The following is a 26,642-nucleotide window of genomic DNA, read 5'->3' as shown; positions in this document are numbered from 1 at the left end:
GCGCGGCGCGTTGCGTGACCGGACGACGGTGAGGGCCCGGGGTGCCATGGCACGGCCCGGGCAGGGGAGTCAGCGCATCCACAGTCGCGGCTCGCGGTACCGCCCGGCGCCCACCTGCGGCGCGACGATGTCGTCGAACGCGTCGATCAGGTGCTCGGGAAACCGTCGGGGATCGGTGTCCGCGGTGGTCGCCACCACCGTCAGTTGACGCTCGCGTGCCGTGACCGCCAGGTCGGTGAGCGCGACACGGGATTGGGCGCCCAGCGCCGCGACCGTGGCTGCGAGGTCGGCCACGAGCAACAGGCGAGGCCGCACCACCACGCCGGCTGCGAGCTCGGTGACCACCCGGGACATCTGTGCGGGTGTCACGGCGGAAAGGCACGCAGCGGACTGCCGGGCATCGAGCCCCGTCAGCCAGCCGTGCCGACGGTGCGGATCGAGCACGACCACGTCATGCGTGCCACACGACAGGGCGTTCATGGCCGCCAGGTCGAGGGCGACGCTGGGCGGGGCGAGTCGCTCGTCGCGCGCGATGAGGAGATTGCGCCCGGCCGACAGATCCCAGGACACCGGCATGCCCGCACTGTCGCGGCCGAACGGAATCAGGGTCCGGCGGGCGGGGGCGGCCGCAGTGCATGTAGATGCGCCGCGCGGCAGCCCGTCGCCCGGCGCTCGCGCCGGGCGTGCGGGGGCAGCGCCGGAACAAGCTCGGGGTGCGGGGGGAATGACCGGCGGCGTCATGGTGGGAGTCCGTTCCGTGTCGGTGAGGTGCGAGGCAATCTCCGATACGGCGCAACCCTAGACGGGACCTCCGACAGAATCCGGGCCCGCTCCCGTGAGCGGGACTGCCGCGATGCGTGCCATGCCCGGTGGCGAGCACACCGAGACGTGCGCTACTCCGGCGGTTCCAGCGGACCCAGTTCGAAAGCCGGATGCAGGTGTGCTTCGGCTTCGAAATCTTCCGCGGGCGCGTTCTTCTCGGCGTCGAAGTAATCCCGGGTAGCTGAGGCGACGGCGACATAGTGCTTCAGGACGGGTCCGGCCTCGTGTGCCGAGATTTCCCGCACGGAATAGTCGTGGCTGCGGAACCTGCGCGTCAGACGGACGTGGCCCGCGGCGCGGGCGTTGTGAACCCAGGGAACCGCGCCGTACGGCGCGACCAGCCAGCGCCGGCCGTCGTGCCGGACGACCGTCACCGGGTTGGTGCGAGGTCGGCCCGTGTGCCGGCCCCGGGTGGTCAGCAGGTGGGTGTGGGGCACGACGCCGGCGCGTACCAGCGCACTCATGACAGTGTTCTCGAGGCGATGCGCGCGACCCCGGCTGTAGGTCCGGATCTTCCGTGGTTGCCCGTCGGGAGCGGACGGGTCGCGCCGGTCTGCATTCATGGTGTGCCTCCTGCGCTTTCGAGCCGCGCACAGCCCGCCGGGGAGTGTAGGTGGGTCTATTCGTGTGGGGGTTCGCCGGTGACGACATGGTCGGCGTGGTTCATGCCTTCGCGGACCAGGCGGGCGAGGTGCCCGTCACGGATGCGGTAGATCACGCGCCGGCCTTCCTTGCGGGTGTCGACGAGGCCGGTGAAGCGCAGTTTGGCCAGGTGTTGACTGACTGCGGTGCGGGAGCCCCTGCACGCATCGGTCAGAGCGGTGACGTCGGCTTCGCCGTGCGTGAGCAGCCAGAGAATATGGAAGCGGGTCGGGTCGGCGAGCATCCGGAATGTAGAAGTTGCTGCGTCGAGCCGCTCCTGGTCCGGCGCGACCGGGTGGCTCAGGCTCGCGGACCGTTGCGGCGCTTCGATTCCCGGCTTCATCGCTCACGCCCTTCCTGCCGGCACCGGCTCGGTGATCGGTTCGGTGCGCGCCGGCCATGCCCGGGCAGCAACGAGTCCTGCGAGTGTAGCGAGAACGGCGAGGGTGATTGCCGCTATCGGCTGGCTTACGGTGGCCCCGACCCAGCCCGCGATCGTGTAGGTGAAGAAGAAGCAGGCGTGCGAGAGCGAGAACTGCGCGGTGAACACCGCACCCCGGTTCTCCGGCTCGGATTCGAACCGCAGCAGCCGCGCCGACGGCGTGTTGATCAACGACGTACCCATGCCCATGACCAGCCAGGTCCCTGCGAGCAACGCCCACCCGGCGCCGCGGCCCGCGTCGGCGACAAGCAGCGCGACCGTCGCCGTCAGTCCGATCGGCAGGAGGGCCGCGCCCGTGAGCATCACCCGCCGGTCCGGGATCCGGGCGAGCAGGCGGGGCAGCGTCAATGCCACCAGCATCGACCCGCCTCCGTAGATACCGAGTGCAATCGCAACCCCGGTGTTCGAGCCGCCGAGGAGTTCGCGGACGTAGACGACGGTGTTGACCAGGACCAGCCCGGTCGCTGCCGCGACCGACAGGTTCAGTGCGAGAAGGCCCCTCAGCCGCGGCCGGGAGAACATCACCCGCGCGCCGAGGGTGACCCGCTGCACCAGCGGGACCGAACGATCGGCGGGCGCGATCATCGGCAGAGTCGTGGAGACCACCAGCAGCGCAGAGGCGGCGAACCCGGCAACGGTACCGAGGAACAGATAGTTGTAGGTCACCACCGACAGCAGCGCCGCTGCGAGTATCGGGCTCAGCAGCGACTCGAGGTCGTAGGCCAGCCGCGAGAGGGAAAGCCCCCGGGTGTAGTCGTCCTCGTCGACGAGCACCGACGGGATCACCGACTGGAACGCGGGTGTGAACGTCGCCGACGCCGACTGCAACACGAAGATCAGCACGTAGATCTGCCACGGCTGATCGACGAACGGCAACGCCAGTGCGATCACCGCACGCACCACATCCGCACCCACCAGGAGCGCCCGCCGCGGCACGTGATCGGTCAGGGCCGAGATCACCGGTGCGATCACCACGTACGCGACCATCTTGATCGCCAGTGCCGTGCCCAATACCGCGCCGGCCTGGGTGCCGGCCAGGTCGTATGCGAGTAGGCCGAGCGCGACGGTCAGCAGGCCGGTGCCGACGAGCGCGACCACCTGCGCGGCGAACAATCGGCGGAACGTGCGGTTCCGCAGGGTCGCGAGCACCCGGCTACCTCCTGAACCATTTTCCTACTGTCCACGATACGCCAACAGGTGCGCACTTGCGCACATGTGGTGAGAGAATTGCGCGAATGATCCAGTCTCTACAACTGTGGCCGATGAGTTCGCCGCGGGTTGCGAGTCCGTGTTGTCGAGACCCGGACGAAAGGCGACGACGATGCGCAAAGTAATTCTGTCTGTCATGACAACAGTCGACGGCTTCACGGCGGGACCGAACGGAGAGCTCGAGTGGATCGACGTCGCGGACGACGAACTGGACACTCGCATCGCCGAGTTGCTTGCCGGGATCGACGGCATGTTCTTCGGGCGCGTGGCCTATGAACTTCTGGCGCAGCATTGGCCCGCCGCCGAGAACTCGAGCAGGGAAATCGAAGCCGAGCAGGCGCGGCGGATGAACTCGCTGCCGAAGTACGTGCTCTCGCGTTCGTCACTCACCACCGACTGGGGCCCGGCCCGGCGGGTCGGCGACGACCTCCCACGGGAGGTCGCGCAGATGAAGGAACAGCCCGGTAAGGACTTGGCACTCTTCGCCGGGGCGACCGCGATCTCTGCCTTCGCTTCCCACGATCTGATCGACGAATACCGGCTGATGGTCTTCCCGGTGCTGCTCGACAAGGGAATGCCGCTTCCTCCCCTGGGGTGCCGAAATCTGCGATTGGTGGAGTCGAAAACGTTCGCGCGGTCCGGCGTCGTTCTGCTCCGCTATCTTCCTCGGGCGGAGGAGCCGACTGCGTAGGGGTTCTCCGACTTGTAGAAGCAGTGGTCTGTCGGCCCGGTGCGATTCGGGCGAATGAAGCGGATCGGCGGCGATGATTCGTACCTCGACAGCGGAGCTGACGGACTCACGGACTGTGCGATGTCCGCGGCGATCCTCCTCATGGAGCGCACTTCGGGGCGCGGCATCGTGCACCAGGGAGCGCTCCGAAGCGTGCAGTCCGAGAACATCTTCCGTCCCGGAGCCGTCACGGAACGGACTCCACGAGCAGGACCCGCGCCGCTTCCTTCGCATGGCGGGCAGGCTCGGGCGACCGCGTCCGGGTGTCATCCTCCGCGCGTATCCCGCCGCAACCATCGGTGCGCTCACCATCGCCGAACTGCTCGCCCCCTCGCAGACCGCTGCGGCGCTGTCGGCCGTGACTGCCGTCGCCGTCACGGTGTTTCTCCGCGCTCCTCACGTACCGGCGGCGCTGTGCGCTGGCGGAATAGGACTCGCCGATCCCGGTTTCGCATATTTGTGGCAGACCCTCGTGCCCGCGTTGGTGATCGTGCTGCTCGGTGCCGAAATGGCCGGGCGTATCGTGCCAGGATTCTCTTATCCACCCGAGGGAGCGCGCCGTTTATGGGGCCCGGTCGAATTGGACCGGATCCTTAGGTTCCGAATGCGCGCACAGTCGAAGTGAGCCCGACCGCCGCGCGACACCTCACTGTGCGGCGGGGCGGCCCGGCGCTCAGAGCCGCCGCATCACCGACACCACCTTGCCCAGCACGACCGCGTTGTCGCCGTCGATCACCGAGTATGCGGCGTTGCGGGGTTCGAGATAGACGTGACCGCTGCGGCGCCGGAAAACCTTCACGGTCGCCTCGCCGTCGATCATCGCCGCCACGATCTCTCCGGAGTGGGCCTCGTCCTGGCGACGGACGACGACGACATCGCCGTCGCAGATCGCGGCGTCGATCATCGATTCCCCGCGTACGCGCAAGCCGAACACGGTGCCGGTGCCGACGAGTTCGCGGGGGAGATCGAGCACCTCGTCGGGATGCTCCTCGGCGAGGATCGGTGTGCCGGCCGCGATGTCGCCGACGACGGGCACCGACACCCTGTTGTCGGACGATCGGCCCGCCGACGATCCGGCGAGGAAGGGTCGCACATCGAGTTGGCGTGCCATCGCGGAGCCACGGCGCAGGAAACCCGCATCCTCGAGGAGTCGCAGATGCTTCGACACCGTCGACGTCGATTTCAGGCCGACCGCATCGGCGATCTGCCGGGTGCTCGGAGCGGAACCGTGGGAGGCCACCCAATCCCTGATGGTCGCCAGAATCAGTTGCTGGCGATGGGGAAGGGCGGAGGCGTCGAGGCCGCTGAACATATCGAGATCGTCGTAACCGGTCACCCGGCGATCCTAGGGGAGTGGCCGGACTCCTGAAACGGGCGATGGTGCGGGACCACGCAGGTGGTGCCGCACCATCATTCGTCGACCGGTGTGGTGGTGCCCTCGGTGAGACTCGAACTCACACTGCACGGGTTTTGAATCCGTTTCCTCTGCCAATTGGGATACGAGGGCGTGCTTGCGGAGACCACTGTAAGGGATCAGGCGTGGCGGTCAAACACCGGTACCCTTCAATCGTTCCACCCCTTCGCGGGGGCCGCCAGAGCACGATGGGAAGGGCCGATCATGACAACCGCGCCGCACGACAGCACCGCAACCCCCCGGAGGGTCGTCGTTGCGGAAGACGAGACGCTGATCAGGCTCGACCTGGTGGAAATGCTGCGCGAAGAAGGGTACGACGTCGTCGGGGAGGCGGGCGACGGCCAGCGGGCGGTGGAACTGGCAGAGGAACTCTCGCCCGACCTCGTGATCATGGACGTGAAGATGCCCCGCCGGGACGGGATCGACGCAGCGTCGGAGATCGCGCAGCGCCGCATCGCGCCTGTGGTTATTCTCACAGCCTTCAGCCAGCGCGACCTCGTCGAACGTGCTCGCGACGCCGGAGCGATGGCCTATCTGGTCAAGCCGTTCTCCAAGAGCGACCTCGTTCCCGCGATCGAGGTGGCGGTGAGCCGGTTCGCCGAATTGCGCGAACTCGAACGTGAAGTCGCCGGGCTGTCGGAGCGGTTCGAGGCCCGCAAACTCATCGACCGGGCCAAAGGCCTGCTCATGGCGAAGCACGCGATGACCGAACCGGAGGCGTTCCGCTGGATCCAGCGTGCCGCCATGGACCGCCGTACCACCATGAAGCAGGTCGCCGAGGTCATCGTCGACACCCTCGGTTCCGAAGCGGCAGGCTGACTCCGCTCGTTACGGCCACATCAATTCTCCTGCCCGAAATATAACGGTCGGGTCACAACGATTTCGGCTGTGTTCGAATCGTCACTTCTCCGGCTATGTTTCGACCCACGTCCGGCGCATCAGCCGGGGGGACAGGCGATTGAAGGAGAGTTGGATGGCAAAACGGACCTATGTCCGCGCCGCTGCGGTTCTCGGTGCTGTGACACTCGCACTCGCGGGTTGTAGCTCGGACAGCGACGATTCCACGAGTGGTTCTGCCGAGGGCGGTGGTTCCGCGACCGCCACGACTGTCGACACCGACTGCGAACCCGAACAGGCCACGCCCGGTGCGACCCCGGCGACCGGCCCGCTGAAGATCGGCACCCTGCTCCCCGAGACGGGCAGCCTCGCGTTCCTCGGTCCGCCCGAGGTCGCGGCGGTGCGCCTGGCCGTGGACGAGATCAATGCTGCCGGCGGCGTCCTGAACCAGCCCGTGGAGCTGATCCCGGGCGACTCGGGCGACACCACCACCGATACGGCGAACGCCACCGTCGACCGGGAACTCGCCGCGGGTACCCAGGTGATCATCGGTGCGGCGTCGTCGTCGGTCTCGCTCAAGGTCATCGACAAGATCGCCAGCGCGGGCGTGGTCATGTTCTCTCCTGCCAACACGTCCGATCAGTTCGTGTGTTACGCCGACGGCGGCATGTACTTCCGTACCGCGCCCACGGACTCCCTGCAGGCGCAGGCACTTGCTCAGCTCATCGCCGAGGACGGCGCTCAGCGCGTCTCGATCCTCGCGCTGAACGATCCGTACGGCACGGGCCTGGCCGAGAACACCGTGACGAACCTCGTCGACGCCGGTATCCCGGAAGACCAGATCCAGAAGATCATCTACGACCCCAACGCGCAGTCCTTCAACGCCGAGGTCGACCAGGTCGCCAACTTCAGTCCTGACGCCGTGGCGCTCATCGGGTTCGAGGAATCGGCCAAGATCATCACGCGTATGCACGAGGTCGGCATCGGCCCGTCCGACGGCATGGCGGTCTTCGGTGTCGACGGGAACATGGGCAACGCGCTCGGCGACAGTGTCGCCGACGGCCTGCTCGCGGGCATGGCGGGTACGACCCCTCTCACCGACACCGGTGAGGCCTTCCAGCAGCGCCTGCTCGAGGTCGATCCCGCGCTGATCGACTTCAACTACGCCGGAGAGTCTTACGACGCAGCTGTCGTGTCGGCGCTCGCCGCCGAGGTGGCCGGCTCCACCGCCGGCGTCGACATCGCGGCGAACATCAACGCGGTCACGAAGGACGGCGAGAAGTGCACGACCTTCCAGCAGTGCAAGGACCTCCTCGCATCGGGACAGGACATCGACTACGACGGCGCGACCGGCGAGCTGTCGTTCGTGGATGCCGGTGAGCCCGGAGTCGGTTCGTACGGCCGTCTCGTCTTCGGACCCGACAACACCTTGACGACCGAGGATTACATCGTCGTGGGTGGCTGACAGACGCAGGAAACATACGACGGGGCCGGTCATCCGATGGATGACCGGCCCCGTCGTATGTTCGGGCGAGCGCGTCAGGGAGTCTTCTTCTCCTTGCTGCCCGCGAGAGTCCCGAGATACAACTCGATGACCTTGGGGTCGTGCATGAGGTTGGACCCGGTGTCGGTGTAGGCGTTACGGCCCTGATCGAGCACGTACCCGCGGTCACAGATCTGCAGGCAGCGCCGCGCGTTCTGCTCGACCATGATGATCGACACGCCCGCGGCATTGATCTTCTTGCAGCGGATGAACACCTCGTCCTGGAACATCGGCGACAAGCCCGCCGACGGTTCGTCGAGAAGCAGGACCGACGGATCCATCATCAGTGCGCGGCCCATCGCCACCATCTGCCGCTCACCACCGGACAACGCTCCTGCCTTGACCTTGCGGCGTTCCCCGAGAAGGGGGAACAGGGTCGAGACCCGGTCGAACTGCTCACTGAACTGCTTGGGCCGCAGGTAGATTCCCATCTCGAGATTTTCCTCGATGGTCAGCGACGGAAAGACGTTCTGCGTCTGCGGGACGTACCCCACGCCCTTGCGCACGAGGACGTGCGCGGGCTCCGAGGTGATCGATTCGCCCCGGAGCGTGACTTCGCCCCGCCGCACCGGGATCAGGCCGAAGAGCGCTTTGAGCAGAGTGGATTTACCGGCACCGTTCGGGCCGATGATCCCGACGATCTCACCCTCGCGGAGAAAGAAGTTGCAGCCACGCAGGATGTCGACGCCGGGGAAGTAGCCGGCGACGACGTCGTCCGCGCGCACGAGCGCACCCTCGGCCAACCGCGCGTGTTCGCCGGGAGTCGCGGCCGATTCGGCCGGGGTCATGGACCCGGTGGGTGGGGTGTCGCTCATGACTTCTCCTGGGATCCTGGTAGATCGGTGGGGCGTACCGCGTCGGGGTCGGACAGGTCGGCTCCGGACTCGAGAACCTGGGCCTCCGCCTCGGCGAGCACCTCCGCCAACTCCGCGGTCGCGCCGACGGGATTGCCCTCGTCGTCGAACTCGAGTGCCTGGTCGTGGTGGCTGCCGAGGTAGGCGTCGACGACCGCATTGTTGTTCGCGAGTTCGTCCGGCGGTGCTTCGGCGATCACCGATCCCTGGGCCATCACCACCACCCAATCGGAGATGTCGCGGATGACATCCATGTCGTGCTCGACGAACACCACGGTCATACCGTCGTCGCACAGCGATTTGATGTGCCCGAGAAGGCTTTGCGTCAGTGCAGGATTCACGCCGGCCATCGGCTCGTCGAGCATCACGATCGTGGGATCGGTCATCAGTGCGCGTGCCATCTCGAGCAGTTTGCGCTGTCCGCCGGACAATGACCCGGCGAGATCGTCGGCCTTCTGCTCGAGGTTGAACCGGGCGAGCAGTGCGTGGGCGCGTTCGGTGATGGCGCGCTCCTGCGCGTGCCACGTCCAGGGGAGCAGCGCGCCGGCCATCCGCTCACCCGTCTGGTGACGTGCTCCCAGACGGACGTTGTCGAGCACCGTCATCTTCGACAGCGCCTTGGTGAGCTGGAACGTGCGCACGATGCCGTGCCGCGCGACACGGTGCGGAGCCATGCGGCCGAGTGAGTGGCCGTCCATGCTCCACGTTCCGGTATCCGCGTGGTCGAAACCGGTGAGCAGATTGAACAGGGTCGTCTTGCCTGCTCCGTTCGGCCCGATCAGGCCGGTGATGCAGCCGCGCTGGATCTCGAGGTGAGCGACGTCCACGGCTTTGAGCCCACCGAAGGTCCGGGAAACGTCGTCGACGACGAGGATCGGATCAACCTTCGGGCTTCCCGGATCGTGGGGGACATCCGCGAACACGGCGACTCGTTGTTCGCGCGACAGAGGCGTGCGGATGGTGGTGTCAGGCATCGAGTTGTACCTCCCGCTTGCTGCCCAGGATTCCTTGTGGACGGAACACCATCATCACCGCGATGAGGATGCCGAGGAGGACGAATCGCATCGCCCCGACCTGCTGTTCGGTGAGGGAGATCAGCGGATCGGGTCCGGAGATCGCCTGGCGCAGGAATGCGTCCGGGAGCGTGAGGATGAACCAGAACAGCATCGCCCCGAGGACCGGGCCGAACACGGTGGCCGCGCCGCCGAGGATCAACGCGCCGAACGCGAAGAACGTCTGCGCAGTGGAATAGAAGTCCGGGTTGATGGACTTGGTCTGCAGCGCGTTGAAGATGCCGCCGAGGCCGCCGATCATGCCGCCCAATACGAGAGCCTGCATCTTGTAGACGAACACGTTCTTGCCGAGGGCGCGGGCGGCGTCCTCGTCCTCTCGGACCGCTTTGAGGACGCGTCCCCACGGGCTGTGGGACAGCAGGTAGACGACGCCGCACAGGACGAGCACGAGCGTCCAGCCGACCACCATCGCCCACAGGTCGTCGCCGTAGAAGCGCATCCCGAGCAGGTTGTACTGCTTACCGGAATCGAAGGGGCTCCACGCCGTGAACGGACCTGCGAATCCCCACAGGCCGCGGGTCGACCCGGTGACGGAGTCGGAGGCGGTGGACCGGAACACCAACCGCAGGATCTCGGCTGCGGCAATCGTTGCGATCGCCAGATAGTCGGCTCGGAGACGGAGCGTCGGGATACCGAGCAGGAGGGCGAGCAGCGCAGGGAGTGCGAGCCCGACGAGTACACCCATCCACAGCGGCTGGCCGTAGGTGACCGTCATGATGCCCACTCCGTACCCGCCGAGCAGCGCGAAGCCGATCTGGCCGAAGTTGAGCAGGCCCGCGTAACCGAAGTGGAGGTTGAGGCCGATTGCGAGAAGCGCATAGAAGATGGCCGACGGGCCGATCATCTGCGCGAAGGACACTTGGAGAACAGCGAGGAGGTCCATGTGTCACCCGATCCTTGTTCTGCTGCCGAGGATGCCCTGAGGGCGGATGACCAGAATCACGATGAGTACCAGCAGGCCGCCGATGTACTTCAGGTCGGGATTGATCACCAGTGTGGACAACTGCACGAGCAGCCCGACCACGACGCAGCCGAGTAGCGCGCCGTACGCCGTTCCGAGTCCGCCGAGGATGATTCCGGCGAACATCAGCAGGAGCAGCTTGAAGCCCATCTCCCACTGGACGCGTCCTCCGAGTTCGGAGAGACCGAACAACACACCGCCGAGCGCGGCGAGTCCGCCGCCGAGGCCCCACACGAAGCGGATCACCTTCTCGACGTCGATGCCCGACGACGCGGCGAGATCGCGATTGTCGGCGACCGCGCGCATCGCTTTGCCGATCCGGGTGCGCTGGAGCAGCAAGGCCACCCCGACGAGCACCACCAGGCTGATCACGATGCACGCGAGATTGACCGGGGTGATCGCGAGCGGACCCCACTGGAGCTGACGCTGTGCTTGGTAGTCGCTGTAGGGCTGAGCGCGGTCGGAGAAGAAGATGAGGATCAGGTATCGCAACGCGATGGCGAGACCGATCGACACCACGAGCTGTGCGATCAGGCCGGTGCGCCGCCGCCGTAGGGGAGCCCAGACCAGCGCGTTGTTGAGCCAGCCGATGATGACGCCGACGATGATCGCGAGGATCGTCGCCGGTATCAGGTGGATGCCGAAGCTGACGTTGAAGACCCAGGCCGCGACCGCGCCCAACGTCACCAACTCGCCGTGCGCGAAGTTCGTCAGGCCGGTCGTCCCGAAGATCAGGCTCAGACCGACGCCTGCGATGGCGATGATCAGGCCGAACCGTAAGCCGTCGACAATCGTGCGGATCAGTGTCTCCGCGAACGCCACATTCGATCCGGACCTTGCCTCACCGAACGAGAAGATCACGGTGTTGGGCTGGCCGGCGGCGACATCGCGGGTCACGGTCGACTGCACGGTCACGTCGTCGGGGAGGCTCTCACCGATGACCTCGAAGACGTATGTCCCCGGCGGCACCGCGAGTTCCCACCGGCCACCGTCCGCGGACTCCGTTTCGCCGACGACCTCGCCGGCCGCGTCCGACGCACGGACCGTCACGCCGTCCAGTCGTTCTCCCGCATTGTTGAGCGTGCCGCGAACCGTGACGGCATCGTCCGCAACCGGTGGTGCGTCGGCGGGAGGTGCTGTGGTGCCTGTCGGCGAGGGCTCCGGAGGGTCTTGGGCGGCGGCGGTGCCGGCTCCTATCGCTAAGCCGAAAACCGCCGCCAGGAGCAATAGCACGATTTGGAATCCGGACGCCCATCGACGTCTCCGGAGTCTCACCGTAGGGGCCACGCAGGTCCTCCCGAATCAGGTGCAATGTTGTCGAGCGCGACGCCTGGGGCGGTGTCGTGAGTGGGCACTTTAGCGTCTGTAACGGAAATGCACCGACATCCCCGGTTTCCCACGTGTTTCGTTCCCGTATCTCACGAAAACACCTGTGTTTCGGAGCCGGCGACCCCGTGTCACCGCACTTGCGGCTTCGACGGGTGTCGGGACCGGTCCCTAGACTGAGCGCGTGACCCGTGCATCCTCCTCGACTACGCCCACTGCGGACGCCGACGCCCGCCCGACCCTTCTTCTTCTCGACGGACACTCTCTGGCTTTCCGTGCCTTCTATGCGCTGCCGGCAGAGAACTTCAAGACCCACAGCGGGCAGACCACCAACGCGGTGTACGGGTTCACCTCCATGCTCATCAACCTGCTGCGCGACGAGCAGCCCACGCACGTGGCGGCGGCCTTCGACGTCAGCCGCAAGACCTTCCGGGCAGAGCTGTTCGCCGCCTACAAGGCCCAGCGCAGCGCCGCACCCGACGAGTTCAAGGGTCAGATCGAACTCACGAAAGATGTGCTCGGCGCGATGGGCATTCCCGTGATGGCGATCGAGGGGTACGAAGCCGACGACCTCATCGCCACACTCGCGACGCAGGCCAACGCCCTGGGCTACAAGGTGCTGGTGGTGACCGGCGACCGCGACGCGCTCCAACTCGTCAACGACGACATCACCGTGCTGTATCCACGTCGCGGGGTCTCCGACCTGACTCGCTTCACCCCCGAGGCGGTCGAGGAGAAGTACGGCCTGACACCGGCGCAGTATCCCGACTTCGCGGCGTTGCGCGGTGATCCGAGCGACAATCTGCCGGGTATTCCGGGCGTGGGGGAGAAGACCGCCGCGAAGTGGATCAGGGAGTACGGCAGCCTCAGCGGTCTCGTCGACAGGGTCGACGAGGTGCGTGGCAAGACGGGCGACGCGCTCCGCGAGAACCTGTCCAACGTCCTGCTCAACCGGCAGCTCACCGAGATGGTGCGCGACGTGGCGCTGCCCTACTCTCCGGATCAGCTCGCGCTCGCGCCCTGGGATCGCGACCGCATCCACCGCTTGTTCGACGACCTCGAGTTCCGGGTGCTGCGAGATCGCCTCTTCGAGACGCTCGCCTCGTCCGCGCCCGAAGCCGAAGAGGGTTTCGAGGTGCGCGGCGGGATCGTCGAGCCCGGTGCGCTCGGCGACTGGCTCGCCACGCACGCTGTGGCGGGCCACCGCCACGGATTGTCGGTGGTCGGATCCGGAACGCCGTACGGCGGCGAGGCCACTGCTGTGGCGATCGCGGCAGCCGACGGTGAAGGCGCCTACGTCACGACGATCGCTCTCACTCCCGAGGACGACGCCGCGCTCGCCGCGTGGCTCGCCGACCCGGCCGTCGAAAAGGCTTTGCACGAAGCGAAATCGGCGATCCACGCCTTGCGTGGCAGAGGCTGGACACTCGCGGGCCTCACCAGCGACACCGCGCTCGCCGCGTACCTCGTCCGGCCGGGACAGCGCAGCTTCAAGCTCGACGACCTGTCGTTGCGTTACCTCAAGCGGGAACTGCGGGCGGAAAGCAACGGCGACGGTCAGTTGTCCCTGCTCGACGATGCAGACGCCGTCGACGAGGAGGCCGCACAGACTCAGATCCTCGCTGCCCGCGCGGTGGTCGACCTGGCCACGGCGCTCGACGCCGAACTGGCCGACATCGAGTCGGTGGCGTTGCTGTCCGAGATGGAACTGCCGCTGCTCGAAGTGCTGGCAGACATCGAGGCCACCGGCATCGCCGTGGATGCGGACCACCTGCACGACCTTCAGTCCGGTTTCGCCGCCGACGTCGCCGCCGCCGCGAATGCCGCATACGAGGTCATCGGAAAGCAGATCAATCTCGGCTCGCCGAAGCAGTTGCAGGTCGTGCTGTTCGACGAACTGGACATGCCGAAGACGAAGAAGACCAAGACCGGGTACACCACCGACGCGGACGCACTGCAGGGCCTGTTCGACAAGACCGGCCACCCGTTCCTCGAACATCTTCTCGCACACCGTGAGTCGACCAAGATGAAGACGACGGTCGACGGGCTCATCAAATCGGTGGCCGACGACGGCAGGATCCACACCACGTTCAACCAGACGGTCGCGGCAACCGGCCGGCTGTCGTCGACCGAGCCGAACCTGCAGAACATCCCCGTACGAACCGATGCGGGACGGCAGATCCGCGAGGGTTTCGTCGTCGGCAACGGCTTCGACATGCTCCTCACCGCCGACTACAGCCAGATCGAAATGCGCATCATGGCGCACCTCTCGGGCGACGAAGGACTGATCGAAGCCTTCCGCACCGGGGAAGATCTCCACACGTTCGTCGCGTCGCGGGCGTTCGGGGTGCCGCTCGAGGAGGTCACTCCGGAATTGCGACGCCGGGTCAAGGCCATGTCCTACGGTTTGGCCTACGGGCTGAGCGCCTATGGTCTCGCGCAACAGCTCAAGATCTCCGCGGACGAGGCGCGTGCGCAGATGGAGGCGTACTTCACCCGGTTCGGTGGGGTGCGCGACTACCTCCACAATGTGGTCGAGGAGGCCCGCAAGGTCGGTTACACCTCGACGCTGTACGGGCGACGCCGCTACCTGCCGGACCTCAACAGCGACAATCGTCAACGCCGGGAGGTGGCCGAGCGCGCGGCGCTGAATGCCCCGATTCAGGGCACGGCTGCCGACATCATCAAGGTGGCCATGATCGATGTGCAGCGCGCGCTGCGGGCCGCGGACCTGCGGTCCCGGATGCTGCTCCAGGTGCACGACGAACTCGTTCTCGAGGTCGTCGACGAGGAACGCGAGCAGGTCGAGGCGATCGTGCGGGAGAAGATGGACTCCGTGATCGACTTGTCGGTGCCGCTCGATGTCTCGGTCGGCTACGGCCGCAGCTGGGACGCCGCCGCCCACTGACGGGCCGCACCCACCGGATACCGGGCAAAGACGACAACGTCCTCCCTACCCGCGCGGGGTGGGGAGGACGTTGTCGTGACGGGGAGGCACGGCCGCGACGGACCGTGGTCCGGGTCGGTCAGTTCTGGGCGTTCTGCGCTTCCGCGATCTGCTTGCGCACATCTTCCATATCGAGTGCCTTGACCTGGCTCACGAGATCGGAGAGGGCAGCCGGGGGAAGGGCACCGGCCTGGTTGTAGACGAGAATGCCTTCCCGGAAGGCCATGATCGTCGGGATCGACCTGATGTTCGCCGCTGCCGCGATGCCCTGCTCGGCCTCGGTGTCGACCTTGGCGTGCACCACGTCGGGGTGCTCCTCGGACGATGCCTCGAAGGTCGGGGCGAACTGCTTGCACGGGCCGCACCAATCGGCCCAGAAGTCGACGAGCACGATGTCGTTACTGGTGACGACCTCATCGAAGTTCTGCTGCGTGAGAGCTTGGGTTGCCACGGAAATCCTTTCGTCGGCGTATCGACGGTTCCAACATCCGGACGTCTCGTTTTCTTCCCGCCACGCTACGCGAGTGGTTCCGCCCGTGCGGCGTGCTCGGCCCGTCGATCGGGCCCGGTGGTCAGGACACCGGTACCGCTTCGGCTGCTCGGAACGCACGCCGATAAGCCTGGGGCGTGGTCTGCCGAAGCCGCAGGAAATGCTGCCGGAGCACCGCGGCGGTACCGAACCCGACGCGGTCCGCCACCACGTCGACCGGGAGGTCGCTGTGCTCGAGAAGTCGCTGGGCAGCGAGAACGCGCTGGTCGCGCAACCACCGTGCCGGAGTGGTGCCGGTCTCGGCGGCGAAACGCCGCGCGAAGGTCCGCGGCGACATGTGCACCCGCGCGGCGAGCGCCGGAACGGGCAGGTCGAGGCCCAGATTCTCGGTCATCCAGTCGAGGAGCGGGGCCAGAGCCTCGGATTCGCATTCCGGCAGCGGCATCGCGACGTACTGCGCTTGGCCGCCGTCGCGGTGCGGGGGAACGACCATGCGCCGGGCGATGGAGTTGGCGACGTGGGAGCCCTGCACCGTGCGCACGATGTGCAGGCACAGATCGATGCCGGCTGCGGTGCCCGCGCTGGTGAGCACCGAGCCGTCGTCGACGTAGAGGACATTGGGGTCGACCCGCGCCTCGGGGTACATCCGGGCGAGTCGCTCGGCATGTCGCCAGTGGGTCGTGCAGCGCCGGCCGTCGAGAAGCCCCGCCGCACCCAGGAGGAACGCTCCGGTGCACAGGCTCGCAACGCGGGCACCGCGGTCGACTGCCGCGCGGAGACGCTCGAACAGCGGTTCGAGTTCGGATGCGTCGGCACCCTTCCCGCAGAGGAAGGACGGATCGTCGAGGGAGGCCATGTCCGTGCCGCCGGCGGGAAGCACCACCAGATCGGCTTCGTCGATCTTCGTCAGGTCGTAGGGCGCGTCGACCGTGAACCCGAAGCGGGTCCGGGACGGAGTCGGGCTCCCGGCGATCAGCGAGAAATCGTAGGTGGGCAGGCCGTCGTCGGATCGGTCGAATCCGAAGACCTCGCACGCGACACCGAGTTCGAACATCTCGGTCCGGGGCAGGACCGGGACCACCACTGTCTCGAGTTTGTCGGCCATGACGTCAGTCTGCACCCTGGGTGGCAGGAAAGCGAGTAATCATGTCTTTTCTGCCACTGTTGTGGCGGGTGGACGAGGGCGACGCTGGTAACCATGATCTCGCTGCTGATTCTGTTCCTGGCCGTGTTGCTGGTCCTGGACGTGCTCGCGCTCCTCGGGAGGACGCCCGATACCCACTTGGAGACAACGCAATTCGGCGACTACACGTTCTGAGCACCCTCCGGGTACGCGGTCAGACCAGACGCCATTCGCGCTTGGCTGCGCCGTCCCACCGGCGGATCCCGGCACTCGTCCCGCTCAGGTCGTGGCCCCCGATATGTGCCGCGACGAGGGCCGCTCCGATGCGATCGGCAGGAACCCGCCGGGCCAGGGTCACGTGCGGGGTCCACTCGCCGGGCCGGATGTGTGCCGGTATCCCGGGGCACACTTTCAGCAGTTCGTAGATCCGCGCATGCAGATCGAGGAGCGCGGACGACGGTACGACCAGGCGCGCGAGGGTCGCGTGCCGATCGCCGAACACGATGGCACCCCCGAGCCGCACAGGCAGGGGAGTGTCGGTGAGGGTCGCGCGTACGGCGTCCTCGACCTCGGCCGGGATCTCGGCCGAGACGAACAGGGTCACGTGCGGGCGATTGGTCGGGGAGCGGACACGGCCCTGACTGTCGATTCCCCCGTCGAGCATGCGTGTCCACTCGTCACGCACCGCCGCGTCGAGGCGGTCGTCGAGCAGCAGTTCCACCGACTGCACCATGGTGAGCAATGATGACCGGGTGACCGACCAGACCGCAACGCCCCGCGACGCGACACGACCGGCAGCGCTCCCCGGAACAGGTCCACACCGCATCGGCCTTCTCGAAGGCGACGGCATCGGCCACGAGATCGTCCCGGCAACGCGGGAGGTCGTGGATGCGGCGGTCGCCGCGGCCGGAGGAATCGGGGTGGAGTGGGTCCCGCTGCCGATCGGGGCCGAGGCGATCGACACGCACGGCACGCCCTTGCCCGAGGAGACGCTCGACGCGCTCGAGGGCCTAGACGCGTGGATCCTGGGTCCGCACGACAGTGCGTCGTACCCGGAGCCGTACCGGAGACAACTGACTCCCGGCGGACGCATCCGCAAGCACTTCGACCTCTATGCCAACATCCGGCCCGCGCGCACACTCGCCGGCGTGCGGGCCGTCTCACCGGCGATGGACCTGGTGGTCGTCCGTGAGAACACGGAGGGCTTCTACGCGGACCGCAACATGGCGGTCGGAAGCGGTGAATTCATGCCGACCCCCGACGTCGCCCTTGCCGTGGGTGTCGTCACACGGGCTGCGTGTGAGCGGATCGCCCGGACCGCGTTCGACCTCGCGTCGAAGCGCCGCGGCCGCGTCACCATCGTCCACAAGGCAAATGTGCTGTCGATGACCACGGGACTGTTCCGGGACGTGTGCCGCGAAGTAGGCCGCGACTATCCGAGCGTGCAGGTCGACGACGCCCACGTCGACGCGATGGCAGCGCTGCTGGTCCGGCACGGCGACCGGTACGACGTCATCGTGACCGAAAACATGTTCGGCGACATCCTCTCCGATCTGACCGCCGAGTTGTCGGGTTCGCTCGGCACCGCGGCGTCGGTCAACGCCTCGGGCACCAGAACGATGGCGCAGGCGTCACACGGTGCCGCGCCCGACATCGCCGGTCTCGGCCGGGCCAATCCCATCGCGCTGATATCTTCTGCGGCAATGCTTCTCGACCGGATCGGCGACACATCCGATCCTTCCTTCGCCGCAGCTGCGCGCAGGATCGACGCTGCCGTGGACGCGACGGTCGGCTCCGGAATCGCCACCGCCGACCTCGGCGGCACGGCGTCGACCGCCGAGTTCACCGATGCCCTGATCGCGCGCGTGCGCGACCTCTGACCCCGGAGCGATCGGCGCGGGATTCGGCCGCACGGGCACCGGAGTGGATACTGTTTCTCTGTGAAAGAAGCAGTGCGCACCCACGGCAGGGGGCACACCGGCGACACACATCCCACCGAAAGCACCGGACATTCCGGACGCAAGGCGAGCGGAACGCGCCGCGGTCGAGGCATCGCGGCAGCGTGTGTATCCCTGTTCGCGGTGCTGTGTGTCACGACGGGGTGTGTCGTCAACTCGGAATCGACCGTGCCCGCGGGCGACCGCGTCCGCGCCGAACGCGTCGACAGCATCGCGTCCCAGCTTCCCGACTGGGCCTCCGACCCCGACCTCCAGATCGGCGTCAACGTGCCCTACGCCCCGAACGAGTTCCGGGACGACGACGGCACGATCGTCGGCTTCGGTGTCGAACTCGTGCAGGCGCTCGGCGACGTGCTGGGCGTGCAGACAGTCTTCAACGAGGCCGACTTCGACCGGATCATCCCGGCGGTGCAGGCCCGCACCTTCGATCTGGGTTCCTCGTCGTTCACCGACACGCTGGAACGTGAGGAAACGGTCGACTTCGTGACCTACTACAACGCCGGCGTGCAGTGGGCACAACGGACCGGCGAGCACGTCGATCCCGACAACGCCTGCGGGATGCGTGTCGCGGTGCAGACCAACACGGTCGAGGACATCGAAGAAATCCCCGCGAAGAACGAGGCGTGTGTCGCCGCAGGGCTCCCGCCGATCGACAAGGTCAAGTACGACAGCCAGGACGAAGCGGCGAACGCGCTCATCCTCGGACGCGTCGACGCCCTGTCCGCCGACTCACCGGTCACCGCGTACGTCATCGCCCGCAGCGAGGACCGACTCGAGGCGGCGGGACCGCTGTTCGACGCGGCGCCGTACGGCTTCGTCGTCGCGAAGGGATCACCGCTGGGCCCCGTACTGCAACAGGGCGTCCAGTACCTCATCGACACCGGTGTCTACGCCGAGATCCTCGAGCGCTGGAACATGTCGGTCGGGGCGATCACCACGTCGCAGATCAATGCGGCAACGAGCTGAGAGGGAACCGATGAGCGAGCACACGCATCCGAGCGGTGCGCCTGCGACCGAACCGGAACCGATCCAGGCGGTTCCTCTCCGGCACCCCGGACGCTGGATCTCCGGGGCACTGGTGCTGATCGGGCTGGGCCTGTTCCTGTGGGGCGCGGCCACCAACGAGGCCTACCGCTGGGATGTGTACGGCCAGTACCTCTTCGACAGCCGCATCACCGCAGCCGCGTGGAAGACGGTGCAGTTGACGGCACTCGCGATGCTGATCGCGGTGCTGCTCGGTGTCCTCCTCGCCGTGATGCGACTGTCGCCGAACCCGGTGCTCAAGTCGGTGTCGTGGCTGTATCTCTGGGTCTTCCGTGGCACCCCGGTCTACGTGCAACTCGTCCTCTGGGGCCTGTTTCCCTCGATCTACAAGCAGATCGATCTCGGCATCCCGTTCGTGCACCAGTTCGTCCACATCGACGTCCAAGGGCTCAACGCTGCATTCCTGTTCGCCGTCGTCGGTCTCGCCCTCAACGAAGCCGCCTATATGGCGGAGATCGTGCGCGCCGGCATCGGATCGGTTCCGGAAGGGCAGGTCGAGGCGTCGACCGCGCTCGGGATGTCATGGTCCCAGACCATCCGGCGCACCGTGCTGCCCCAGGCCATGCGGGTGATCATCCCGCCGACGGGCAACGAACTGATCAGCATGCTCAAGACCACCTCGCTCGTGGCGGCGGTGCCCTACAGCCTCGAGTTGTACGGCCGAGCGCGAGACATCTCGGGCGCGAACTTCCAGCCCATCCCGCTGCTGCTCGTCGCCGCGACCTGGTATCTCGCCATCACCAGCGTGCTGATGGTGGGCCAATACTTCATCGAACGGCACTACTCGAAGGGGCTGAGCCGCCAGTTGACGAACCGCCAGTTGCAGGCCCTCGCCGACGCACAGGACACGCCGGCCGCCGCGCCGAAGACCCCGAAGCACCCCGGAGGTGGGCTCGCATGACCTCGACCGAAACGCCGATGGTTCGCGCGGACCGCGTGTGCAAGAACTTCGGGGCCGTCAAGGTGCTCAAAGGCATCTCTCTCGAGGTGGGACGCGGTCAGGTCGCATGCATGATCGGCCCGTCCGGGTCCGGCAAGTCCACCTTCCTGCGGTGCATCAACCACCTCGAACGCGTCGACGCCGGGCGCCTCTACGTCGACGGTGACCTCGTCGGTTACGCCGAACGCGGTTCCAAGCTCCACGAGCTTTCGCCCAAGGTCGCCGCCCGGCAGCGCCGCGAGATCGGCATGGTCTTCCAGCACTTCAATCTGTTCCCGCACCGCACGGCGCTCGAGAACATCATCGAGGCTCCGATGCTGGTGAAGAAGGTCAAGCGCGCGGAGGCGGTGGAGCGTGCGCGTGAACTCCTTGCCCGCGTGGGCCTGTCCGACAAGGCCGACGCGTACCCGGCGCAGTTGTCGGGTGGCCAGCAGCAGCGCGTCGCCATTGCCCGTGCCCTCGCGATGGACCCCAAGCTCATGCTCTTCGACGAGCCCACCTCGGCGCTCGATCCGGAACTGGTGGGTGAGGTCCTCGCCGTGATGCGGGATCTCGCTGCCGGCGGAATGACGATGGTCGTGGTCACCCACGAGATGGGTTTCGCGCGCGAGGTCGCCGACGAACTCGTGTTCATGGACGGCGGTGTCGTCGTCGAAGCCGGCAATCCGCGTGAGGTGCTGTCGAACCCGCAGCACGAGCGCACCCGCGGGTTCCTGTCACGCCTGCTGTAGCTGGGCCGGCGCCCGGGTCAGTGCCGTTTGCGGCTGCAGAAGATCGCGGTGCCCGGGAAGTACTCGCCGCGCAGAGGGCTCCACTGTCCCCACTCGCGGTCGAGATGCTCGGGCCACTCGGGTTCGATGATGTCGTAGACCTCGAGTCCTGCGCCGACGAGTTCGCGCACCCGGTCGCCGATGGTGCGGTGGTGTTCGACGTAGGTGGCGGTGCCGGCGTCGTCGAGTTCTACATAGGGCGTGCGATCGAAGTAGGGGAACATCGCGACCAGTCCCTTTTCGGTCGGGTCGTCCGGGAAGATCCACCGCATCGGGTGATTGACGGAGAACACCCAGCGGCCTCCCGGTCGCAGCACCCTCGCGACCTCCCGCATGACCTGCGCCGAATCCGCGACGAAGGGCACGGCCCCGAAGGCCGAACACACCACGTCGAAGCTCCCGTCCGCGAACGGGAGATTCTCGGCGCCGGCCTGCACGAGCGGAACGCGACGCTCCCGGGGTGTGTCCGTGGCGTCCATCGCGGCCAGGCCGCGCTCGAGCATCGCCATCGAGATGTCGAGTCCGACGGGGTGTGCGCCGTGCTCGGCCAGCCACCGCGCGCACGGAGCGGACCCGCAACCGATCTCGAGCACATCCCGCCCCGCGATGTCGCCGAGCAGATGGACGTCGCCCTCGTGGAGTCCTTCGGGGCACCAGACGAACTCACCGGCGGCCGAGTCGACGCCGAGGAACTCGCCGTGCGTGCGGTGGTAGTCCTCGGCGTCGGCGTCCCACCACGCCCTGCTTGCGCGCTCGCTGTCGCGGGAGCCGAGCCGGAGGCGCCCGACCTTGGCGGTGCCGAGGAGCGCGTTCGCGGATGCGTGCCGTTCCTCGGGTGACAGCTGGGACTGGTGAGGTGCTGTGCCGGAGGAGTTTTCGGGGCTGGGCATGGATCCGAGCGTAAAGGTCTCGCGGGGGCGGGCACGCGGGTGGGGCGTCCTGGTTTGCCCAGCTCCCCTGCGGACGCGTAGCCTGGTGGTCGCGAGTGTCCGCTGCTCGGCTTCATCGGTCGGACGGGGACGCTCGCCGTGATTCGATCACCGCTTCATCGCAGTGCCCGATTCGCATGCCCGACCGAAGTTCCATCAACCGACTATCAACCCGTCCGGAGCAACTCAACACATGGCCTCCACCACCGTCACCTCGCCGCAGGTAGCCGTAAACGACATCGGCTCCGCCGAGGATTTCCTCGCCGCCATCGACGCCACGATCAAGTACTTCAACGATGGCGACATCGTCGAAGGCACGATCGTCAAGGTCGACCGCGACGAGGTGCTGCTCGACATCGGTTACAAGACCGAAGGCGTCATCCCCTCCCGTGAGCTCTCCATCAAGCACGACGTCGACCCCAACGAGGTCGTGTCCGTGGGCGATGAGGTCGAGGCTCTGGTCCTCACCAAGGAGGACAAGGAAGGCCGTCTGATCCTGTCCAAGAAGCGTGCGCAGTACGAGCGCGCCTGGGGCACGATCGAGGAGCTCAAGGAGAAGGACGAGGCCGTCAAGGGCACCGTCATCGAGGTCGTCAAGGGCGGCCTGATCCTCGACATCGGCCTGCGTGGCTTCCTGCCCGCGTCGCTCGTCGAGATGCGTCGCGTCCGCGACCTCCAGCCGTACGTCGGCAAGGAGATCGAGGCCAAGATCATCGAGCTCGACAAGAACCGCAACAACGTGGTCCTGTCGCGCCGCGCATGGCTCGAGCAGACCCAGTCCGAGGTCCGCAGCGAGTTCCTGCACCAGCTCCAGAAGGGCCAGGTCCGCAAGGGCGTCGTGTCCTCCATCGTCAACTTCGGCGCCTTCGTCGATCTCGGCGGTGTCGACGGCCTCGTGCACGTCTCCGAGCTGTCCTGGAAGCACATCGATCACCCGTCCGAGGTTGTCGAGGTCGGCACCGAGGTCACCGTCGAGGTTCTCGACGTCGACCTGGACCGCGAGCGCGTGTCCCTCTCGCTCAAGGCGACGCAGGAAGATCCGTGGCGTCAGTTCGCCCGGACCCACGCGATCGGCCAGATCGTCCCGGGCAAGGTCACGAAGCTGGTTCCGTTCGGTGCGTTCGTGCGCGTCGAAGAGGGAATCGAAGGCCTCGTGCACATCTCCGAGCTGGCCGAGCGCCACGTGGAGGTCCCGGACCAGGTTGTCGCAGTCGGCGACGACGCGATGGTCAAGGTCATCGACATCGACCTCGAGCGTCGTCGTATCTCGCTGTCGCTGAAGCAGGCGAACGAGGACTACACGGCCGAGTTCGACCCGTCGAAGTACGGCATGGCCGACAGCTACGACGAGCAGGGCAACTACATCTTCCCCGAGGGCTTCGATCCCGAGACCAACGAATGGCTCGAGGGTTACGAGAAGCAGCGTGAGGAGTGGGAGTCCCGCTACGCGGAGGCCGAGCGTCGTCACAAGATGCACACCGCTCAGATCGAGAAGATGGCCGCCGACGAGGCTGCCGAGGCTGCTGCCGGCGTGTCCAGCAGCAACTACTCGTCCGAGACGGATGCCGAAGAGCCCGCCGAGCAGACCGGTGGCTCGCTGGCCAGCGATGCTCAGCTCGCTGCACTGCGCGAGAAGCTGTCCGGCAACGCCTGACAGATCTGATCGACTCTGATCGACGGAAGACCCCGCACCGATTCGGTGCGGGGTCTTCCGCTTTTCTGCGTTCGGTGCCGGTTGCGTCGGTGCGTCATGCGGCGCTCCCGGGCTCGGACGACGACGGCGACCACCTCCTGTCGGGAGGGGTCGCCGTTGTGGTGTGTGACCGTAGCGGTCCGGCCCGTGCGGGATCAGCCCACGGCGGGGGTTGCCCACTGCGCGGGAAGTGCGGCCGCGCGCTTACGCATCGCGGCGTGACTGTGCCGCGCATTGCTCAGCAGCGTGGTGAACCAGTTGCGCCGATGCTCGGCGAGCGCGGCGGCCACCTCGGGAATGAGGACGCAGTGAATACCGTGTTCCATACCGAGGCGATGTCGACCGGAAGGTGAGGGGGAGGAACGCATAGCCTGCCTTCTCGATGAACGGGATAACCGGAGTCGGACGCTTCGCCAAGACGATATCGGACGCGAAGAGCCCTGCCGGTCATTTACCGCAGGTGAAAGGCCGTGTTTCCCCAGGAAGGCCGCGGTCGCGACCAGCTTGTGACCGTGCCGTGACTGTGCCGTGACAGCGGCGGGTCGACTCACGGTGCTCGGCTGTGTGGTGCGACACTGGTCGGCGTGCTGCGAATGGGGTTGACCGGAGGTATCGGCGCGGGTAAGTCCACTGTCGCCAAGGAACTCGTGAATCTCGGGGCGGTGCTCGTCGACGCCGACGCGATCGCGCGCGAGATCGTCGAGCCGGGTTCGGAAGGTCTCGCCGAACTCGTCGACGCGTTCGGAGAGGACATTCTCCGGCCGGACGGCTCGCTGGACCGGCCCGCGCTCGCGGCCAAAGCGTTCGCCACCGACGACGCACGCGCCGTCCTCAATGCCATCACCCACCCGCGGGTCGGCGCTCGCACCGCCGAACTCGTTGCTGCGGCACCGGAGGATGCAGTCGTCGTACAGGACATTCCGTTGCTCGTCGAAGGTGGAATGGCCCCGATCTTCCATCTGGTGGCCGTCGTGCACGCGGGGGAGGACGAGCGACTCCGCCGGCTGGTCGAGCTACGGGGAATGCCCGAGTCCGACGCTCGTGCCCGGATCGCGGCGCAGGCCACGGAAGAGCAGCGGCGCGTGGTGGCCGATGTCTGGCTCGACAACACCGGCGAGCCGGACGATGTGGTGAGCCGGGTACGGACGCTGTGGGCAGACCGTCTGGTGCCGTTCGAACGCAACGTGCGCACCCGCACCGCGGTGACACCGGCGCCGGTACTCGTTCCGGCACGCCCCGAATGGGATCGGTCAGCGCAACGACTGATCGCCCGGCTCGCCGTGGCCTGTGGCGGCAGCGCGCTGCGCATCGACCACGTGGGATCGACCGCAGTGCCAGGGCTCGACGCAGTCGACGCGCTCGATCTGCAGGTCACGGTGCCGGACCTCGCTGCCGCCGACGCGCTCGCCGAGCCGCTGGCCGTCGCAGGTTTCCCTCGTATCGAGCAGGTCGATCACGACCAGCCGAAGCCCTCGTACGGCGCGGGCGGCGAGACGGACCCTGCGTTGTGGGCGATGCGGTTGCACGGAAGCGCCGATCCTGGGCAGCCCGCGCGGGTCGCGGTGCGCGTCGACGGCTGGCCCGGGCAGCAGTTCGCGCTGCTGCTACGCGATTGGCTGCGTGCCGACGCGGAAGCGGCCGCGGAATACGCCGACGTCAAACGTGCCGCAGCAGACGCGGCGTCGGCATTCGGTGATCCGTTGGAGTCGGCCGTGGCGTACAGCGAGGCGAAGTCGCCCTGGTTCGACCGCGCCTACCACCGCGCGTGGGCATGGGCGCAGGACACCGGCTGGAGCGCATAGCCGGACGCCCTTCTCCGGTGTCGGCTTTCCTTTGCAGTGGGTAGACCCTGCACAACAGGGCCTACCCACCGGGTCCGTCGTGGGCTCTACTCCATTTTGCTGGTTCCAGGTTCTTTCCGCTCGTTTCCGACGCGGTCCACGCTGCGAGGATGGTGATTCCGGCGGTCGCCGCGAGTAGGAGGCTCAGCGGCACACTCGAAGGCAACCAGCAGGCTCGCAGCGATCATCGGGGTAAAGCCTGCGCCGATCAGGCTGGCGAACTGGTAACCGAACGACACCCCGGTATATCGCACGTTCGTTCCGAACATCTCAGAGAGCATCGGCGCGGGGGGCGCGTACATCGCGGACTGCACCACCTGCCCGAGCATCAGCGCGACGGTCAGCACCGCAACCGAACCGGCGTCGATCATCGAATACAAGGCATACAGCACGGCCACAGCCGCGCCGGTGAGGCTCACCGTCCGCCGGCCGATGCGGTCGGACAGGGCCGAGAACAGTGGGATCGTGATGACCGAGGTTGCTGCCATCGCCACCAGAATCCGCATGACAGTGGAAGACTCGTACCCGATCGAGGTGGTGTACGAGATGATGTGCGAGGTGATGAGCGCGGTCAACGCGAAAGGTCCGATGCCCACTGCGCAGGCAAGGACGAGTGGACGAGGCTGGCGAAGCAGTTGTAGCACCGGCGGTGTCGCGCTCGCCGTGCCTTCGCCGCGGCCTCTTCGAAGACCGGACTTTCGACGACGCTCATGCGGACGTACAGGCCGATCGCCAGGAGTGCCGCGCTGGCAATGAACGGAATGCGCCAGCCCCACGACTCGAACGATTCGTTCGGAAGCAGAGTGACGAGCATGACCGCCAGGGTGGACAGCAGAAATCCGATGGGGGAGCCGAGTTGCATGAGGCCGGTCCAGAAGCCCCGTCGACGGGCGCCGGAGTGCTCCGCGACCATCAACGCCGCGCCGCATCGACTTGCGGCCTAGCCGATCGCTGCAATGCCCGAATACCAAACCCCCCCAAGGGCCGTGCGACGTAGCCGACCGCCAGCGTCCCGAACGCGGCGATCGTCGATTCTGCCGGGCTCGACGAGGCG

General features: G+C 66.9%; 25 protein-coding genes, 1 tRNA gene and 1 pseudogene. 11 read left to right on the top strand and 16 right to left on the bottom strand.

Annotated elements, in window-relative coordinates; translation table 11 throughout:
- Window positions 1–69 precede the first annotated feature (69 nt).
- The 4 genes from HF886_RS16720 to HF886_RS16705 form a co-directional block, all read right to left on the bottom strand.
- The gene (locus HF886_RS16720; RefSeq protein ID WP_240955186.1) at window positions 70–576 is read right to left on the bottom strand and encodes a hypothetical protein; all 507 of its coding nucleotides are present in this window, start codon (window positions 574–576) and stop codon (window positions 70–72) included.
- A 317-nt stretch (window positions 577–893) separates the two neighbouring features.
- Window positions 894–1,385 (bottom strand): nitroreductase family deazaflavin-dependent oxidoreductase, encoded by a 492-nt coding sequence (locus HF886_RS16715; RefSeq protein ID WP_240955185.1) that lies wholly within the window; start codon window positions 1,383–1,385, stop codon window positions 894–896.
- Window positions 1,386–1,441: 56 nt separating this feature from the next.
- Window positions 1,442–1,807 (bottom strand): metalloregulator ArsR/SmtB family transcription factor, encoded by a 366-nt coding sequence (locus tag HF886_RS16710; protein ID WP_169620036.1) that lies wholly within the window; start codon window positions 1,805–1,807, stop codon window positions 1,442–1,444.
- Window positions 1,808–1,810: 3 nt separating this feature from the next.
- Window positions 1,811–3,055 carry an MFS transporter gene (locus HF886_RS16705; protein ID WP_169652904.1) on the bottom strand — a complete coding sequence of 415 codons (1,245 nt, stop codon included), beginning with the start codon at window positions 3,053–3,055 and terminating at the stop codon, window positions 1,811–1,813.
- A gap of 172 nt (window positions 3,056–3,227) precedes the next feature.
- Here HF886_RS16705 and HF886_RS16700 point away from each other — a divergent pair, with 172 nt between their 5' ends.
- On the top strand, window positions 3,228–3,806 hold the full coding sequence (locus tag HF886_RS16700; protein ID WP_277351053.1) for a dihydrofolate reductase family protein: 579 nt from the start codon (window positions 3,228–3,230) through the stop codon (window positions 3,804–3,806).
- Between the two features lie 271 nt (window positions 3,807–4,077).
- Window positions 4,078–4,470 carry a hypothetical protein gene (locus HF886_RS16695; protein ID WP_169620033.1) on the top strand — a complete coding sequence of 131 codons (393 nt, stop codon included), beginning with the start codon at window positions 4,078–4,080 and terminating at the stop codon, window positions 4,468–4,470.
- A 48-nt stretch (window positions 4,471–4,518) separates the two neighbouring features.
- Here the strand turns inward: HF886_RS16695 and lexA are convergent, their stop codons facing one another.
- Together lexA and HF886_RS16685 are read right to left on the bottom strand one after the other, a co-directional pair.
- Entirely contained in the window at window positions 4,519–5,157 is a 639-nt protein-coding gene (gene lexA / locus HF886_RS16690; protein WP_206038873.1) for a transcriptional repressor LexA, read from the bottom strand.
- Between the two features lie 118 nt (window positions 5,158–5,275).
- Window positions 5,276–5,352, bottom strand: a tRNA-Leu gene (locus tag HF886_RS16685).
- A 111-nt stretch (window positions 5,353–5,463) separates the two neighbouring features.
- Between HF886_RS16685 and HF886_RS16680 the strand changes: the two genes are divergently transcribed.
- Together HF886_RS16680 and HF886_RS16675 are read left to right on the top strand one after the other, a co-directional pair.
- Window positions 5,464–6,078 (top strand): ANTAR domain-containing response regulator, encoded by a 615-nt coding sequence (locus HF886_RS16680; protein ID WP_169620031.1) that lies wholly within the window; start codon window positions 5,464–5,466, stop codon window positions 6,076–6,078.
- A 154-nt stretch (window positions 6,079–6,232) separates the two neighbouring features.
- A complete protein-coding gene (locus tag HF886_RS16675; protein ID WP_169620030.1) occupies window positions 6,233–7,561 on the top strand; it encodes an ABC transporter substrate-binding protein in 1,329 nt (442 codons plus the stop codon).
- Window positions 7,562–7,635: 74 nt separating this feature from the next.
- Here HF886_RS16675 and HF886_RS16670 read toward each other — a convergent pair whose 3' ends face one another.
- Genes HF886_RS16670 through HF886_RS16655 form a run of 4 tightly spaced genes read right to left on the bottom strand, consistent with a single transcriptional unit; the run spans window position 7,636 to window position 11,760 of the window.
- The gene (locus tag HF886_RS16670) at window positions 7,636–8,454 is read right to left on the bottom strand and encodes an ABC transporter ATP-binding protein (RefSeq protein ID WP_169620029.1); all 819 of its coding nucleotides are present in this window, start codon (window positions 8,452–8,454) and stop codon (window positions 7,636–7,638) included.
- On the bottom strand, window positions 8,451–9,467 hold the full coding sequence (locus tag HF886_RS16665) for an ABC transporter ATP-binding protein (RefSeq protein ID WP_169620028.1): 1,017 nt from the start codon (window positions 9,465–9,467) through the stop codon (window positions 8,451–8,453). Before HF886_RS16665 ends, HF886_RS16670 begins: the two co-directional genes overlap by 4 nt.
- Window positions 9,460–10,449, bottom strand: coding sequence for a branched-chain amino acid ABC transporter permease (locus tag HF886_RS16660; protein WP_169620027.1), 990 nt, complete (start codon window positions 10,447–10,449; stop codon window positions 9,460–9,462). Before HF886_RS16660 ends, HF886_RS16665 begins: the two co-directional genes overlap by 8 nt.
- 3 nt (window positions 10,450–10,452) lie before the next feature.
- Complete coding sequence (locus HF886_RS16655; RefSeq protein WP_169652901.1) at window positions 10,453–11,760, bottom strand: branched-chain amino acid ABC transporter permease; 1,308 nt, start codon at window positions 11,758–11,760, stop codon at window positions 10,453–10,455.
- A 277-nt stretch (window positions 11,761–12,037) separates the two neighbouring features.
- On the opposite strand from HF886_RS16655, the gene polA reads away from it, so the two are divergent.
- The gene (polA, locus tag HF886_RS16650; RefSeq protein ID WP_169620025.1) at window positions 12,038–14,761 is read left to right on the top strand and encodes a DNA polymerase I; all 2,724 of its coding nucleotides are present in this window, start codon (window positions 12,038–12,040) and stop codon (window positions 14,759–14,761) included.
- Window positions 14,762–14,879: 118 nt separating this feature from the next.
- On the opposite strand, the gene trxA is transcribed toward polA, so the two are convergent.
- The 3 genes from trxA to HF886_RS16635 all read right to left on the bottom strand — a co-directional run bounded on the left by trxA (window position 14,880) and on the right by HF886_RS16635 (window position 17,146).
- The gene (trxA, locus tag HF886_RS16645; protein WP_169652900.1) at window positions 14,880–15,251 is read right to left on the bottom strand and encodes a thioredoxin; all 372 of its coding nucleotides are present in this window, start codon (window positions 15,249–15,251) and stop codon (window positions 14,880–14,882) included.
- 121 nt (window positions 15,252–15,372) lie between these two features.
- A complete protein-coding gene (locus tag HF886_RS16640; protein WP_169652899.1) occupies window positions 15,373–16,395 on the bottom strand; it encodes a helix-turn-helix domain-containing protein in 1,023 nt (340 codons plus the stop codon).
- Between the two features lie 232 nt (window positions 16,396–16,627).
- Window positions 16,628–17,146: a 2'-5' RNA ligase family protein gene (locus HF886_RS16635; protein ID WP_169652898.1), complete on the bottom strand. Its 519-nt coding sequence runs from the start codon at window positions 17,144–17,146 to the stop codon at window positions 16,628–16,630.
- Between the two features lie 19 nt (window positions 17,147–17,165).
- On the opposite strand from HF886_RS16635, the gene HF886_RS16630 reads away from it, so the two are divergent.
- The 4 genes from HF886_RS16630 to HF886_RS16615 all read left to right on the top strand — a co-directional run bounded on the left by HF886_RS16630 (window position 17,166) and on the right by HF886_RS16615 (window position 21,086).
- Window positions 17,166–18,293 (top strand): isocitrate/isopropylmalate family dehydrogenase, encoded by a 1,128-nt coding sequence (locus HF886_RS16630; RefSeq protein ID WP_346765391.1) that lies wholly within the window; start codon window positions 17,166–17,168, stop codon window positions 18,291–18,293.
- Window positions 18,294–18,464: 171 nt separating this feature from the next.
- On the top strand, window positions 18,465–19,337 hold the full coding sequence (locus HF886_RS16625) for an ABC transporter substrate-binding protein (protein WP_169652958.1): 873 nt from the start codon (window positions 18,465–18,467) through the stop codon (window positions 19,335–19,337).
- A 10-nt stretch (window positions 19,338–19,347) separates the two neighbouring features.
- Window positions 19,348–20,316, top strand: a complete 969-nt coding sequence (locus tag HF886_RS16620) for an amino acid ABC transporter permease (RefSeq protein WP_169620020.1) — start codon at window positions 19,348–19,350, stop codon at window positions 20,314–20,316.
- Window positions 20,313–21,086, top strand: coding sequence for an amino acid ABC transporter ATP-binding protein (locus HF886_RS16615; protein ID WP_169620019.1), 774 nt, complete (start codon window positions 20,313–20,315; stop codon window positions 21,084–21,086). Before HF886_RS16620 ends, HF886_RS16615 begins: the two co-directional genes overlap by 4 nt.
- Window positions 21,087–21,103: 17 nt before the next feature.
- Here the strand turns inward: HF886_RS16615 and HF886_RS16610 are convergent, their stop codons facing one another.
- Window positions 21,104–22,015, bottom strand: coding sequence for a class I SAM-dependent methyltransferase (locus HF886_RS16610; protein WP_169620018.1), 912 nt, complete (start codon window positions 22,013–22,015; stop codon window positions 21,104–21,106).
- Between the two features lie 232 nt (window positions 22,016–22,247).
- On the opposite strand from HF886_RS16610, the gene rpsA reads away from it, so the two are divergent.
- Entirely contained in the window at window positions 22,248–23,708 is a 1,461-nt protein-coding gene (rpsA, locus tag HF886_RS16605; RefSeq protein ID WP_072698949.1) for a 30S ribosomal protein S1, read from the top strand.
- Window positions 23,709–23,902: 194 nt separating this feature from the next.
- Here rpsA and HF886_RS16600 read toward each other — a convergent pair whose 3' ends face one another.
- Window positions 23,903–24,115: a hypothetical protein gene (locus tag HF886_RS16600; RefSeq protein ID WP_169652896.1), complete on the bottom strand. Its 213-nt coding sequence runs from the start codon at window positions 24,113–24,115 to the stop codon at window positions 23,903–23,905.
- 216 nt (window positions 24,116–24,331) lie between these two features.
- On the opposite strand from HF886_RS16600, the gene coaE reads away from it, so the two are divergent.
- A complete protein-coding gene (coaE, locus tag HF886_RS16595; protein WP_346765390.1) occupies window positions 24,332–25,549 on the top strand; it encodes a dephospho-CoA kinase in 1,218 nt (405 codons plus the stop codon).
- Window positions 25,550–25,610: 61 nt separating this feature from the next.
- Here the strand turns inward: coaE and HF886_RS16590 are convergent.
- A pseudogene (locus HF886_RS16590) lies at window positions 25,611–26,635 on the bottom strand (MFS transporter); the annotation flags it as partial.
- Window positions 26,636–26,642: the final 7 nt, after the last annotated feature.

This window comes from Rhodococcus sp. 105337 (assembly GCF_012844225.1).
Taxonomy (GTDB): Bacteria; Actinomycetota; Actinomycetes; order Mycobacteriales; family Mycobacteriaceae; genus Rhodococcus.
Note: the sequence above shows the minus strand (reverse complement) of the source record. Positions and strands in the feature narration are given on the sequence as shown.